The 14076-nt window shown below is 62.7% G+C and carries 15 protein-coding genes; 5 read left to right on the forward strand and 10 right to left on the reverse strand.

The genetic code is table 11. The features are described from left to right. The first annotated feature begins 110 nt into the window (after positions 1-110). Positions 111-1283 carry a tyrosine-type recombinase/integrase gene (locus tag AC07ZS_RS07090; protein ID WP_494797882.1) on the forward strand — a complete coding sequence of 391 codons (1173 nt, stop codon included), beginning with the start codon at positions 111-113 and terminating at the stop codon, positions 1281-1283. Between the two features lie 115 nt (positions 1284-1398). Here AC07ZS_RS07090 and AC07ZS_RS07095 read toward each other — a convergent pair whose 3' ends face one another. Together AC07ZS_RS07095 and AC07ZS_RS07100 are read right to left on the reverse strand one after the other, a co-directional pair. After that, the gene (locus AC07ZS_RS07095; RefSeq protein ID WP_494797883.1) at positions 1399-2169 is read right to left on the reverse strand and encodes a ZIP family metal transporter; all 771 of its coding nucleotides are present in this window, start codon (positions 2167-2169) and stop codon (positions 1399-1401) included. A gap of 4 nt (positions 2170-2173) precedes the next feature. Further along, a complete protein-coding gene (locus AC07ZS_RS07100) occupies positions 2174-3295 on the reverse strand; it encodes a nickel/cobalt efflux transporter (RefSeq protein ID WP_494797884.1) in 1122 nt (373 codons plus the stop codon). 650 nt (positions 3296-3945) lie between these two features. Here AC07ZS_RS07100 and AC07ZS_RS07105 point away from each other — a divergent pair. Further along, entirely contained in the window at positions 3946-4224 is a 279-nt protein-coding gene (locus AC07ZS_RS07105; RefSeq protein WP_494797885.1) for a metal-sensing transcriptional repressor, read from the forward strand. Positions 4225-4611: 387 nt separating this feature from the next. Here AC07ZS_RS07105 and AC07ZS_RS07110 read toward each other — a convergent pair whose 3' ends face one another. The 8 genes from AC07ZS_RS07110 to AC07ZS_RS07145 form a co-directional block, all read right to left on the reverse strand. After that, the gene (locus AC07ZS_RS07110; protein WP_494797886.1) at positions 4612-5034 is read right to left on the reverse strand and encodes a hypothetical protein; all 423 of its coding nucleotides are present in this window, start codon (positions 5032-5034) and stop codon (positions 4612-4614) included. 662 nt (positions 5035-5696) lie between these two features. Next, entirely contained in the window at positions 5697-6617 is a 921-nt protein-coding gene (locus AC07ZS_RS07115; protein ID WP_494797887.1) for an MBL fold metallo-hydrolase, read from the reverse strand. A gap of 12 nt (positions 6618-6629) precedes the next feature. After that, a complete protein-coding gene (locus AC07ZS_RS07120; RefSeq protein ID WP_494797888.1) occupies positions 6630-7085 on the reverse strand; it encodes a chromate resistance protein ChrB domain-containing protein in 456 nt (151 codons plus the stop codon). Beyond that, complete coding sequence (locus AC07ZS_RS07125; RefSeq protein WP_494797889.1) at positions 7082-8002, reverse strand: Fe-Mn family superoxide dismutase; 921 nt, start codon at positions 8000-8002, stop codon at positions 7082-7084. The genes AC07ZS_RS07120 and AC07ZS_RS07125 overlap by 4 nt, the downstream gene beginning before the upstream one ends. Beyond that, positions 7999-9372, reverse strand: coding sequence for a chromate efflux transporter (gene chrA, locus AC07ZS_RS07130; protein WP_494797890.1), 1374 nt, complete (start codon positions 9370-9372; stop codon positions 7999-8001). Before chrA ends, AC07ZS_RS07125 begins: the two co-directional genes overlap by 4 nt. Continuing rightward, on the reverse strand, positions 9369-10310 hold the full coding sequence (locus tag AC07ZS_RS07135) for a chromate resistance protein ChrB domain-containing protein (RefSeq protein WP_494797891.1): 942 nt from the start codon (positions 10308-10310) through the stop codon (positions 9369-9371). Before AC07ZS_RS07135 ends, chrA begins: the two co-directional genes overlap by 4 nt. Positions 10311-10417: 107 nt before the next feature. Continuing rightward, on the reverse strand, positions 10418-11743 hold the full coding sequence (locus AC07ZS_RS07140) for an MFS transporter (RefSeq protein WP_494797892.1): 1326 nt from the start codon (positions 11741-11743) through the stop codon (positions 10418-10420). A 46-nt stretch (positions 11744-11789) separates the two neighbouring features. Beyond that, complete coding sequence (locus AC07ZS_RS07145) at positions 11790-12068, reverse strand: metal-sensing transcriptional repressor (protein WP_494797893.1); 279 nt, start codon at positions 12066-12068, stop codon at positions 11790-11792. Positions 12069-12139: 71 nt separating this feature from the next. Between AC07ZS_RS07145 and AC07ZS_RS07150 the strand changes: the two genes are divergently transcribed. From AC07ZS_RS07150 to AC07ZS_RS07160, 3 genes are read left to right on the forward strand one after another with little or no spacing between them, the layout of a single operon-like run. Continuing rightward, positions 12140-12562: a hypothetical protein gene (locus tag AC07ZS_RS07150; RefSeq protein ID WP_494797894.1), complete on the forward strand. Its 423-nt coding sequence runs from the start codon at positions 12140-12142 to the stop codon at positions 12560-12562. Between the two features lie 56 nt (positions 12563-12618). After that, entirely contained in the window at positions 12619-13356 is a 738-nt protein-coding gene (locus AC07ZS_RS07155; RefSeq protein WP_494797895.1) for a HupE/UreJ family protein, read from the forward strand. 20 nt (positions 13357-13376) lie between these two features. Then, the gene (locus AC07ZS_RS07160; protein ID WP_494797896.1) at positions 13377-14030 is read left to right on the forward strand and encodes a transmembrane anchor protein; all 654 of its coding nucleotides are present in this window, start codon (positions 13377-13379) and stop codon (positions 14028-14030) included. Positions 14031-14076 lie beyond the last annotated feature (46 nt).

Here is a 14076-nt window from a genome sequence, read left to right on the forward strand (position 1 = left end):
TGAATAATACAACGTATACCGTTAGACTTATTGATTTTCTAACTTATCTATGGACATAATTATTGTTATGTCCATAATCATGCATCAGTCCCAGAAACAAAAATACGCCAGTGTCAGAAATCACCACCATCGACCAGATCGTCGTGCCCGAAAGGTTGGACGGGCGCCAAGGCCGCAACCGGGGCGCGGGACGCCAGCAGATCTCGGCGAGCGACGACCGCTCTGCGGTCTTGGCCTGGCTCGCGCGCTATGTGGACTCGCCGGCCACGCTGGCGAGCTACCGCAAGGAGTCCGAACGCCTCCTGTTGTGGTGCGTGCTCCAGCACCAGGTTGCCTTGTCGGACCTGACACACGAAGACCTGCTGGTCTACCGGCGCTTTCTGACCAATCCGGAGCCTGCGCACCGCTGGATCATGAGCCCAGGGCAGAAGCCCGCGCGCAGTTCACCGGCGTGGCGACCCTTTGCCGGCCCGTTGAGTTCATCCAGCGTGCGCCAGGCGCTATCCATCATCAACAGCCTGTTCAGTTGGCTGCTTGAAGCGGGCTATCTGGCTGGCAACCCGCTGGCCCTGGCACGTCGAAAGCGGTTGCACCGCGCGCCGCGGGTGACACGATTTTTGCCAATGGCCCATTGGCAAGAAGTCCGCCAGACCATCGAATCCCTACCCACTGCCACAGACCGGGAGCGTGCACACGCGGCTCGGGCGCGCTGGCTGTTCTCTTTGCTCTATATCGGCGGCATGCGCGTTTCGGAGGTTTGTGGCGGCGTCATGGCCGGATTCTTCTGTCGGCGCGGCGCCGACGGCAAGGAGCGATGGTGGCTGGAGTCCACCGGCAAGGGCGAGAAGACCAGATTGATTCCGGCCACGGCAGAACTGATGGCCGAATTGATGTTGTATCGGCGCTCGCGCGGCCTCTCACCATTGCCGGCGCACGACGAGGCAACACCCCTGCTGATTCCGGTGATCGGTCCGGTAAAGCCGATGGCACGCACAGCCGTGCACGAAATCGTCAAGGGCATCATGCGTGCCACCGCCGAGCGCCTGCGACGTGTTGGCCACCCCGAAGCCGATGCGGCGGCAGCGCACATCGAGCAGGCTTCGACGCACTGGATGCGTCACACTGCAGGAACCCACCAGAGCGATCAGATCGATCTCAAAGTCGTGCGCGACAACCTGGGCCACGCCAACATTGCCACCACCAACACCTATGTTCATGCCGAAGATGACTCACGGCATGACGCAACGTCACAAGCACACCGAGCAGGATGGGCGGTCCGGTAGCCGTTACTGGCGCTGTTGAGCAGCTACTGTGCGGCGATTGATCCACTGGCACTCCCCCAACTGCTCGCCCTTCGGCGTCGGCTCACTCCCGCAGTGGTTTAGCCGATGCGACTCACTAACCGTGCGAGGCGGATAGCAGCACGGCCGCCCCCAGCCCTGCCGCTAGCGCAGCGGTCTGCCAGGCGATCTGCATACCAGCCGGCTCGCGGCGCAGATAGGGCAGCAAATCGGCGATGGCGATGTAGATAAAACCGGCGGCAGCCAGCACGAGCGCATAGGGCAAAAACGCCTGAGCGTGCGAAAGGAACAGATAGCCGACTAGGGCACCCAGGACCGATGCCAGTCCGGACAGCGCATTGAGCACCAGCGCCCGGCGAAAGCTCAAACCGGACGACAGCAGCAGCACAAAGTCCCCAGCCTCTTGCGGAATCTCGTGGGCGATGACGGCAATCGCGGTCGCCCAGCCCAGCGCCGGATCCGTCAGGAAGGCGGCCGCGATCAGGACGCCATCGACGAAGTTGTGGAAGCCGTCGCCGATCAGCACCGTCAGAACGCTCTCCCTGCCCAGGCCGTGCGTGTGTGTGTGCGTCGGCTGGTGTCCTTCTTCTGGGGCGCTATGGCTGTGGCGCCAAAGCGTGGTTCGCTGCAGCGCATAAAAGCCGATGAAGCCCGCCAGCAGCACGGTAAACAGTGTGTGGGCGTCGGCTCCGGATTCGAAGGCTTCGGGCAGCACAGACAACATCGCGGCGCCGAGCAGCAGCCCTGCGGAGAACCCGACCATGCGCGGCAGCCAGTAGTGCGGCAAGCCCTTCAGCAGAAACCCCGCCACGATGACACTCAGCACGCCGCCCAACAGGGAGGCCAACAAGATGGAGGCGAGCAGCATCGGATCAGCCTTTGACCAAACCCAGGTAGCCGTGGTAGCCGACATACAGGCCGACCAGCAGAATGAGCGCCCCGGAAACATACGGCGCACGACGCGCGATCTCCCCGAAACCGCTCCACCTTTTGGCCGCATGGCGCGCGCCAATGGCCGCAACCGCGCCGGACAGCACCAGCGTCAACGCCAGACCGATGCTGAAGCACAGGACCAGCGCCGCGCCAAGCGTGACCTCCTTGAGTTGCAGACACAGCAAAAGGACCGTGATCGCGGCCGGGCACGGAATCAAGCCTCCGGTCAGTCCAAACACGATGATCTGCCCGGTCGTGACTTGACGATTGGCGAAGCGGTTGCGGATCTGATTGGCATGGGCGCGTTCGTGGGCATCCTGAAAGCCTGGGGAATTGACATCCAGGCCAACATCCTTGTGGCTGTGGCCATGATCCGTTTCGGTGTACCGGACGTCGTAGCTATGCGTATGGTTGCCATGACCTAGCTGGAGCTGCGCAGCAAACTCGTGTGGCTCGGGAATTTCTTGCAGCGATTCCAGGAAGTCGCCATTGTTTGTGAAGGTGAACAACTGCACCTCCCCACCGGCTCGCTCGGTCCGAACCTTGACTTCCGACGCCTCCCAGCGACCGTCGCCTGCCAAGTCGGCATGCAGCCGAAAACGCGGCGCAACGCCTTCTTCAAAAATCTCCAGCCGGACGACGCCGTGGCCGGTATCGATGTACCGGATTGCGTCATCATGACCGTGCGTGTTCTGTTCCTCGTGGCGGCGCTGGCGCTCTTCCCGCCAGGTGCGCCACATCATCCAGAGGGCCACGCCAATGATCAGCACGGCCGACGCCAGCTGCAGGTAAGGCTCGGTGGTCTCGCCACTCCACTTCTCGCCAAAGTACAGGCCCAGCATGGCGACGACCCAGACGACGGCCGTGTGAGAAATAGTGGCCGACAGGCCCAGCAGGACGGCCTGGCTGACTGTGCCGCGAATGGCCACGATGAACGCCGCCATCATGGTTTTGGAGTGGCCGGGCTCCAGTCCGTGAAGGGCACCAAGCAGGATGGCACTCGGGATGAACAGCCAGGCGCTGGCGGTTCCTTGCTGTAGCAGGGTTGAAAAGTCGGTCATTTTTTGGGGAGCCGGACAACAATCGCGCTGGACGATTGCTGTAGGGAAAGGGCTTATTCTATCGACCTATCCAGGGGGTATGGATATAAACCCATTGATCCCAATGCAAACTCCTGCTGCTCAAGCCACTCATGTCGAGCCGTGGCGATTCTTGTCGGCGATCAAAAAGAGATGCGAATGCCGCCTGCACCCTGAGCCACCATCCTCGGCCGCAGCCACGTGATGCTCCGCGTCAGGGTGTCACGTTGATGCGGCAGAGAAAGCCATCAGCGCAGCCAAAATCTGGTGACTCACGACCACCTGGATCACTGCCTGGAAGATGTTGTGGGCGCTGGGCCGGCGAGCATGAGCGCTTCGACTGCCGAGTTCAAGCACATCACGATGTGATGTAGTCGGCCTCTCGCCGGCTGGCCCTTAGTCGCGGAAGATGGTGCGAAATAGCGCACCGCAGCCGGAACATGCCAGAAGCCCAAATACGGCGGTGATCATGACCGCGACGAGCCTCTTGCGGCTCCTGCGATCAGATTGCGGGAAGGGCTTTGCGGTCTCCATGCCATGAAAGTAAACCGATTCGTGCATGCTTTCAAGCGGGTTGACCTGCGACCAACGCGGTCTTGACTTTAGAATATCCTGGGGGATAGGATGATCAAATGACCGAAGCCCATCTCCATACCGCCCATCCCGATGTGATCAAGCGCCTGAAGCGTGCCAGTGGACATCTGCAAAACGTGATTGCCATGATTGAAGCGCAGCGGGCGTGCGCGGACATCGCCCAGCAGCTCCACGCGGTAGAGAAAGCCATCAGCGCGGCCAAGAGGTTGGTGATTCACGATCACCTGGATCACTGCCTGGAAGATTTGGTGGGCGCTGGGCCGGCGAGCGTGCGCTCCTCGATTGCTGAGTTCAAGGACATCACGAAGTATTTGTAGCCGCCACCGAAACAGGCCAATAGACCGAAGGCAGCAGCCAGACAGCCTTGGCCGGTTGCTGACTGCGGCGCGCGGCTGGTAGACCAAGCACGGCACTGGGCACCCCGTCCTATTCCCACTCCACTTCCAGATAGGTCCTGCTTGCGTTGCCCGGGTGCAATTCGTCCGCATCTGTGGGTTGCTTGAACGGCAAACTCCGTTTCTAGAAGATCAACGCTACGGCGACCGCGGTCAGCCCACCGTTCGACCACCAAAGTCCAATCGTGAATCACGGGTGTTGACGAAACGAGCGGGATAGACCGGAACGGTCCCCTGGCCAACGCGGCGATCATCCCTCAGATGCGACTGCCAGGTTATCGGCTGTACGTGTCCGGGACGGGCGCCGCATCAATGAAGGCGACGCGCCAGCTGAAGCCTTGCAAGCATGTGGACGTTCCACTCCGCCGGGCCACCACGCTCCAGCACGAACTGGCGCGTGTGATCGACGGCAACGTTCGGTCCCCGGGCGAATCCTGTCTCCGTGGCAAACAACGTTGACACCTGGCCACCGTCTTCCACGGCCTGCAGGACGTCGCTAACTTGGGCGACCTGCGGACCGGCGAGCCAGTCGCACAGCCACTTGTCGATGACGCCCCACTCAACGTGTGTCACGACACCTGCGACGTCCTGGGAGACACGAGAGACAACACACAGGCAGCCGTTGTGCCCTCGCTCTTCCATCACACGCCGGAACGCCTCCGGCCATGCAACCCCGTCCGTGCCTTCGGCTCCATCGCGCGAAGGCACCCCATTCCTCTTTAGATTCTTCATTTGCTACTGTTCCTCAATCGCGGGCGAATCGTCGTGAGGTCGGCCAACCGGGCGGCCATGACATCGACGGCTAGAGACTTGGGCAGGGTGTCGGAGCCGACAAAACGCAGATAAAAGCTTGGCAAGCTGGTTCCCCCTATGGCCTGCGCAGTTCCAAGCCGTGCGTGAGTCTAAGGAATTGCTCTCGTTGGTTCCAGAAAATTTGAGTGATCACGGGTTATCCCTCGGTGACTAACCCGGCTTTCTGCGCCGAAATTGAAATCATCCCGATCACGTCGACATTGCGTTCGCGCCGGATAGTGCAAGCCTGAAGAATGCCATCCCATCGCGGCCTTGCGCATTCGCTGCGGTCCGGCTTCGTGACCGGGGCCGGTGCCCAAAACGTCTCGATCGATGACACGAGGGCGATGACGGGCCACCAGTCCGTGGCAGTGGTGCTTGGATATCAACGCCGGGGTGGGCTAGCAGTCCTCCAAGCCGGGGACAGTATTCGATCGCTTGAGATCTGGCATGCATGGCGCCCATGACCATCAGCGACAAATTGAAATCTTGGTCCAGGCGACTCTAACGCGACGGAATGACGCTTTGGCCCCGAACACCTTGGTATGCGAAGGCGCTCAGTGTGTTTGTGGTGGCCTACCGGTCTTGGCGCCGCAAGCCACTCATTCCCGCTCGATTTCCAAATAGACCCTGCTCGCGTTGCCCGGATGCAATTCGTCGGCATTTGCAAGCTGCTTGAACGGCGAAAGATCGAAGCGTCGCACCGATTGACTGATGTCCTCGTTGCGTTCAACGGCATCCTTCATGTGCAGGCGCAACGCCTGCAGGTAATCTCGAGTGTGCGCTCTCGCGGTGGCCAGTTCGGTGACGTGTCCATGTCCCGGCACGATGCGAATGGGATTGAGTTTTTCCACTTCGGCAAATGCCATCAGCCATTGCCGCGTGTTGCTGACCGGGATGACTGCCAGCAATCGGTCCACGTAGACGATGTCTCCCGAGAACAGAACTTTGGCATCTGGCAACCAGACCATCATGTCTCCTGGCGTGTGCCCGCCCCCGCGATGCAGCAGCTCCACCGTTCGGCCACCAAAGTCCAATCGTGAATCACTGGTGTTGACGAAACGAGCGGGATAGACCGGAACGGTCCCCTGAAGCTTGTCGCCCAGAATCGTCCGCAACGCGGCCAGCTGGTCTCCCGATCGCGTGCGCATGTCCGCCGCTGCCGCGGCATGGGCAATCACTTCAGCGCCTTGCTCCTTGAAATAGCCATTGCCCAGCCATCGATGGTCCTGACCGCCGGTGTTGATCACCCAGCGCACCGGCTGCGGGGTGATCCTCTTCACGGCCTCATGGATGGCTCTCGCACTGGCGTAGGTGGCCCCACTGTCAATCAGCAGCGCACCCGCAGGGCTGACCACCAGTCCGATATTGGCGTTGAGACCTTCGTTCTCGGAGGTTCTCCCGCCGATGTCCCCTACGTGGGCGTAGACCCCTTGCGCGACGGCTTCGAACTTCACTTCCAGCGCATGACCGATCGTCATGCTGCACAGCGCGATGATCCCAAGAATTGTTTTTTTCATCATCACAGTTCAGTCTCATTGCATGGCTGGAGGCCAGGCGTGGGTTTCTTCCTGGGCATCGCGGCACCAGGCGTAGAGCGCGTCGTACATCACCATGCCGTGACGCAGCATCTCGTGGTCGTCCGAAAACACCCGAGACAGGCCCAGCGAGATTGCGTAGAGACCGGCCGACTGAGGGGTGAGATCGAGCCTCGAAGTGTCGGCACCACGCACGATGCCGGCGAGCCGGTCCAGCGCCGGATCGTCGAGCCGGTAATTCGCCAGAAAGGCATCGAAACTGCACAGCTCGCCGACATGGCTCAGCTCCACGCCGGGGATGTCGTAGGGCGTGGCACCCGTTTCAGTGGCCATGCTCAGCACTTCACGGGCCGGCACGTAGAGGAATTCGGCCGCCGGGTCGATGAAGCGCTGGATCAGCCAGGGGCAGGCAATGCGGTCGATCTTGGGGCGTTCGCGCGTGATCCATTTCATGATGTGCCTCCTTGTTTGCCCACCAGGTCCTGGCCGGCCGCTTGCCACCCGTCGAGGCCGCCGCGCAGGTAGCGCGCATCCAACCCGGCCGCGCGCAACCGCAATACCGTGGCGCGACTGACTTCATGGCCGTAGACGCAATACGCTACAACGGGTTGGTCACGGGGCAGATCGGTAGACCACTGCCCCACGGTGGCGGGGTCGCACCAGCGCGCGCCCGGCATCATCTGCGTGGCCTGCTCGAACACGCTGGCGCGGCGCACGTCCAGCAGCAGCGCACCAGGCACGTCTGCGTGGTCAGCGCCGAATGGCTCGCTCGCCGCATGCACTGCCGCCTGGTAGCGGGCGTACACACCGGCCCAGTCGATGCAGGCCATGAAGGCATCGACATAGGCGCCCGCCGCAGCACCGAAGTCGAGGTGGTAGGCGTGTTCGTACATGTCCAGTGCCAACAGCGGCACGCCCCCGGCCAGCGTGTGGGTGTGGTCCGCGGCCCACTGGTTGACCAGCGTGCCCTCGCGCGGCTGGAACATCAGCAGCATCCAGCCCGAGCCACCGCCCAGTGCTTTGGCGCAGGCCGAGAACTCCTCTCGCCATCGCTCGAAGCTGCTAAAGCTCGCGTCGAGTGCGAGCTGCATTGCGGGCTTCATCGTCTGGCCGTCTCCCCCCAGGCCGCTGAAATAGAGCTCGTGCAGCAGCATGGAATTGGTGGCAATCAGCTCTTCGCGCTTGAGACCATTGAGCACGAACCCGGGCGTGCTGGCGAACGGCGTTGCCGCGAGTTGCGCCCGAATAGCATTGAGGCGCTTGACCGCACCCCCATAGTTGTTCTGGTGGTGGCTGCTCAGCAAGCGCTCCGAGAAACCGGCTATTGCGCCAGCAGCGAACGGCAAGGGCAAAACATTGACGGTGTTCATTGCATTCTGATCAGAGCGAGCAGCGCGATCTGGTGGAGGGAAACAATCAGCCCGGCGACCGCGCACGCACCGAGCAGAGGCAAAACACCCATCTTGAAGCGGAACAGCGCCACCAGCGCCAGCAGCGTGATGACGACCGACGGCAGGTCGAGCGATGCGCCAAAACCCCGCGGCCACCACACGTGGTACGCAAAGAACAGCGCGAGGTTGAGGATCACGCCGACCACCGCGGCGGTGATCGCCGACAGCGGCGCGGTGAAGCCCAGCTTGCCGTGCGTGGCCTCCACCGCCGGTCCGCCGGCCAGGATGAACACGAACGACGGCAGGAAGGTCACAAAGGTCACGACCGTGGCCGCCAGCGCGGCGCCCAGGAACAGCGCATCGGGCCCCAGCACTTCCTTCGTCCAGCCACCCACGAAACCCACGAACGCCACCACCATGATCAAGGGGCCGGGTGTGGTTTCGCCCAGTGCGAGGCCGTCGATCATCTGTGCACCACTCAGCCACTGGTGCGTGTCCACCGCGCCCTGGTAGACGTAGGGCAGCACCGCATACGCGCCGCCGAAGGTGAGCAGCGCGGCCTTGGTGAAGAACCAGCCCATCTGCGTGAGCGTGCCCTGCAAGCCCTGCGTCGCCAGCAGCGCCGCCATGGCGATCAGCCATAGGCCCAGGCCCGCGGCCAGTACCTTGGCCAGGTGCGGCTTCGAGAAGCACGCATGCGCTGGCGTGGGGGTGTCGTCGTCGATCAAGGCCGGGCCATAGCCCGCCACCTTGGAACCATGTCCGCCTCCAATGGCAAAGACCTGGGGCCAACGCCGGGCACCGAAGTGACCGATGAGACCTGCGGCCAACACGATGGCAGGGAATGGGGTGTTGAAGGCGAAGATGGCCACAAAGGCAGCGGCCGCGATCCCCCACATCCAGGGGTTGCGCAGCGCGCGCGTGCCGATGCGGTGCGCCGCGTGCAGCACCAGCGCCGTGACGGCCGGTTTGATGCCATAGAAGATGCCCGCCACCACGGGCACGTCGCCGAAGTTCAGGTACACCCAGGACAACCCGATCAGGATGAACAGCGAGGGCAGCACGAACAGCGCGCCGGCCACGATGCCGCCCCAGGTGCGGTGCATCAGCCAGCCGATGTAGGTGGCCAGCTGCTGGGCCTCTGGCCCGGGCAGCAGCATGCAGTAGTTCAGCGCGTGCAGGAAACGCCGCTCGCTGATCCAGCGCCGGCGCTCCACCAGCTCGGTGTGCATGATGGCAATCTGCCCGGCCGGGCCACCGAAACTGATGAAGCCGAGCTTGAGCCAGAAGCGGAAGGCCTCCCAGTAGCTCACGGGGGCGGGCCGTTCAGTGGGTGCGAGGGCGTTCATGCTTGCCTTCCTTCTGCCGGGGTGGCCAACAGGGCGTCGAACACCGCCGATGCGGCCGCCAGCAACTGGTCGTCGTCGTTGTGCATCTCGCGCAGTCCGGCCAGCACGGCCTCCAGGCCGATTGCCTCGGGCACCGGGATGCCGCCCGCGTCAAGGCAGTGCACCATGGCACCGATGCGCATCAATCGGGGATCCTGGTCGAGCCGGAAGCTGGCGAGCAGCACTTCGAACGTGACACGGGGACCGACATGGCTGAAGCGTGCGCCATCGAAGTCGAAGCCGATGGCGCCGCGCGGCAGGCGCGCCACATCGGCCAGCCAGACAAACTCAGCCCGCCTGTCGATGAAGCGCGCGATCAGCCAGGCGCTGGCCAGGCGGTCCACCCATGGGCGCGCTCGGGTAGCCCATCGCTTGCCCTGGAACTGGTCTCCATCGAGCAAAGCGATGCCGTGGTCAGGCAGGGCTCGAGGTTCGCCCTTGGAGTAGTGAGCGTCCAACGCGTCGCGCAGGTCAGCCAGTGTGACCTGGGCCTGCAGCGCCGCCTCGCCGGGAAAGTAGTCGGTGCGCTGCACCTCTTCAAGCGCTTGTGCCAAACCACGCCAGCGCCGACGCGCGACGGCCTCACCGAGGTCGTCCAGCTCCACATGCAAGGCCTCAGCCGTGGCGCGCCAGGCCCCGTAAGCCTCTCCCCGGTCGAACAGCGCCAGCAATTCCATGCGCTGGGCGTCGTCGGTCGCGTCCAGGCGCAGCACCATGGCTGAGCCGCCATGTTCGCGCGCCTCGTCGGCCAGTGGCTCGAACAGCGCCTGCCGCTCTTCGGGCAAGAGATAGGCCCCATCGCGCAGCGCTGCACAACCCAGGGCTTTGAGCGCGCGCCAGATTCGCACCCGCACCGAGGAGGGTTGGGTCGGCAACGTGATGAGCAGCATGGCAAACATGGATTGCAATATACATCACAGAATCTGAAATAACAATTACAAGGCTGGATGGAGATGCGGGCACGGCTGGGCAGATTTCGATCAGCAAGAGCCCTGCAAGAGCCGCTTTAGCTGTCCGGTCCAGGCCACCGAGGATGGTGGTCATCCACCACATAGGGATGTGCGTGCCTCAGGCCGTGCGCTGCGGGCGTTCCATCGTGCAGATGTGCATGCCCCGCAGGCAGCTCTGCATGCTCGTGCTCGATCACATCGGGGTCATGGGCAGGCCAGACCCGCAACGCCACCAACACGGCCATGAGCGCGGCCAAACCCAGGCAGGCAAACGTCAGCGGCATTCCCAGTCGCGCGCCCAGCCATCCAGCCAGCGGATAGAAGATCAGCCAGCACGCGTGCGAGAGCGCGAACTGGGCCGCAAAAAGCGCTGGTCGATCCTCCGACTGGGCCGAGCGCCGCAAGAGGCGGCCCGATGGCGTCTGAGCGGTTGAGTAGCCCAAGCCCATCACGAACCACAACATCAGCGTCCCCGTGTACGAAGCCACCTGGGTGCCGATCCCCAAACCCGCGACCAGCAGGGCCACGCCCGCGATCATGGCCACTCGATCGGACAGCTTGTCCAACAGGCGCGGCAGACCCAGTGCTGCCACCATCGAGCCGGCCCCAAAGAGGGCCAGCGCCAGTGCCACCGACTTCTGCGTGAGGCCCATGTTGGCCTGGACGATGACCACCGTGTTGACGAACACCATGGAGCCGGCGGCGGCCACCGCTGCGCTGATGGCCAACAGCCCTCGCAAACGGGGCGTCGCCAGGAAGATTCGCAACCCACGTGTGGTGCGGTCATAGATCCCACGGCGCTCGGGCGCGGGATTCTTCGGCAGCGCCACCGAAACGACCAATGCGGCAGAGGCCAGGAAGCCCAGAACGGTGCCTGCAAACAAGTCGTGAAAGCCGATGACCGTCAGCAGCGCAGCGGCCAGCATCGGACTGACCAGACTCTCCATGTCGTACGCCAAGCGGGAGAGCGACAAAGCCTTCGTGTAGTCCTTTTCCTCAGGCAAGACGTCCGGTATGGTCGCCTGGAAGGTGGGTGTGAAAGCGGCTGAGGCGGCCTGCAGCACGAAGATCAGCACATACACCTCCCAGATCTGGGTGACGAATGGCAACAACAGCGCCACTGCCGCGCGCACCAGATCCAGCGACACCAGCACAGCGCGGCGCGGGAAGCTGCTTGCAAAAGCGGCGGCCACCGGCGCCACACCCACGTAGGCCATCATCTTGATGGCCAATGCCGTTCCGAGCACGACGCCGGCGTCATCGCCGGCCAGGTCGTATGCCAGAAGGCCCAGCGCGACCGTGGCCAGCCCAGTGCCCAGAAGAGCGATCACCTGAGCGGCGAACAGGTGGCGATAGGTGCGATGACCCAGGATGTCGAGCATGCTGGTGGCCTCGGTTATCCAATGAGGATGGGTGCGATGGCTCGCACTACAGGTAGCGCGTGATTTCCTTGAACTCTTCCATTGAGTGACGTTGACCACGCGGCAGCGGCCCCACCAGATCTTCCAGGCAATGGTCCAGGTGATCCTGAATGAGTGTTTTCTTGGCCTGCTGAACAGCCTTCTCCACGGCCTGCAGTTGCTGGGCAATGTCCAGGCAGGTGCGGCCCTGCTCGATCATTTCGACGATGCTGGCGAGATGCCCGTTGGCCCTCTTCAACCGCTTGATGATGGCGGGATGCGATGCGTGTGTGTGATGTTCGGCCATGACAGATCCTATGCCCCCGGGGGGGATATTATAATCCGGGCTCTTCGACTCTATCTGCCGACCGAACCCGCATGACGCATCGCGAAACCGCCTCATCAACATGGCCGCGCCTGCCGCTTGCCATGTGGTGGCTCGTGGCGATGGCGCTCGTGCTCGGCGCCGTGCTGTCACCGGTGGGCACCTTGAACTCCCACGGCTTGGCAGAGATCACTGCGATTCAACACGGCACGTCTTGTGACGAAGATGTGGCATGTGGACATGTGCACGAACACGTGGATGAGGGCGAGGCCACGGGTGTCGCACACCATTCCGCCAGCGCCGAGCATGCGCAACACAGCGCGGACCATTCTCACGACAAGGCATACGCGCCGCGCGGTGCTTTGAGCCAACCCATGGCCCGACCCACCAGCTGGCTGGCCATCGCCGCACCCAGGGTCGAACGGATGGCCCCGTCACGGCTTGACCGCCCTCCGATGGCACTGACGCTCGCCTGATTTGCAGCCGCTGCCGAGTGCAGCACTCTCGTTCTCAGACCATCGGAGTCTTCTTCATGCACAGCTTTCTTCACGACAGGCTGCCACGTTCGCCCTGGGCGATCTGGCAGACCAGCCTGTTACTTCTATCCGCGTTTTTTCTTTCTCTGCTCCTCGGTACCACCGAAGCGCTGGCCCATGCGGTCACCGAGGGCGACAAGGGCTACATCCAGGAAATCTCGGGCGTCAACCTGTTGCCGTTCGTGTACCTGGGTGCGAAGCACATGATGACGGGGTACGACCACATCCTGTTCCTGTTCGGGGTGATCTTCTTCCTCTACAGGATCAAGCACATCGGCATCTACGTGAGCCTGTTTGCGTTGGGTCACTCCACCACCATGATCCTGGGCGTTTACTTCAACGTCGGGATCAACAGCTACCTGATCGACGCGATCATTGGTCTGTCCGTGGTCTACAAGGCCTTGGACAACATCGGTGCTTTCCAGCGTTGGTTGGGGTTCCAGCCCAACACCAAGATCGCCACCCTGGTGTTTGGCCTGTTCCATGGTTTTGGCCTGTCCACCAAGATCCTGGAATACGAGATCTCGCCCGATGGGCTGGTGCCCAACCTGCTCGCCTTCAACGTGGGCGTGGAGATCGGGCAGTTGCTGGCGTTGGCCGTCATCCTGATCGGCATGAGCTACTGGCGCCGCACGCCCAGTTTCGCTCGCAACGCCTATACCGCCAACGTCGCCATGATGAGCGCCGGCTTCATTCTTGTGGGCATGCAGCTCACTGGCTACTTCGTGTCGTGAACACCCAAGGAATCTGAACCATGTACAACAGTGAAACCCCTTTGCGCGCCGAGCTCCCTTCCTCGAAGCAGTTGATGCGCTCCACCGTTCTGGCCGCGATCTCGGCTGTCGTCCTCCTCGTTGCCGTCGTTCTGCCGTCTGAGTACGGCATCGATCCCACGGGTGTGGGTCGCGTTCTGCGCTTGACTGAAATGGGCCAGATCAAGACCCAGTTGGCGGCGGAAGCCGCAGCCGACACCGCGGCCGCCTCTGGCAACTCCGTGGTGACATCGGCCCAAGCGCAGCAACCCCCTGCGAATGTCCGCAGCGCGCCGACGCAGGCCGCCACTCCTGCGGCCAAACCTCCCGTTCAAGAGGTTCCGTGGCGCGATGAAATGACGTTCACCCTGACCCCTGGCCAAGGCCTGGAGATCAAGATGCGCATGACCGAGGGTGCGAAGGCGGACTACGCCTGGGTGGTGCAGGGTGGAACGGTCAACTTCGACACCCATGGCGACGGTGGCGGACAAAACATCAGCTATGAGAAGGGGCGCGACGTGCCTGCCGATGATGGGCAGCTCGTGGCAGCGTTCACCGGCAACCATGGCTGGTACTGGCGCAACCGCGGCAAGGCCGACGTGAAGGTTGTATTGCGCACCCGCGGCGAATACACCGACATCAAACGCGCCATGTGAAAGCAGGGGCGCCTCATTCAACCAATGCGGCGCCCCGCCATCCGAA

The sequence above is a fragment of the Hydrogenophaga sp. GW456-12-10-14-TSB4 genome (assembly GCF_059424305.1).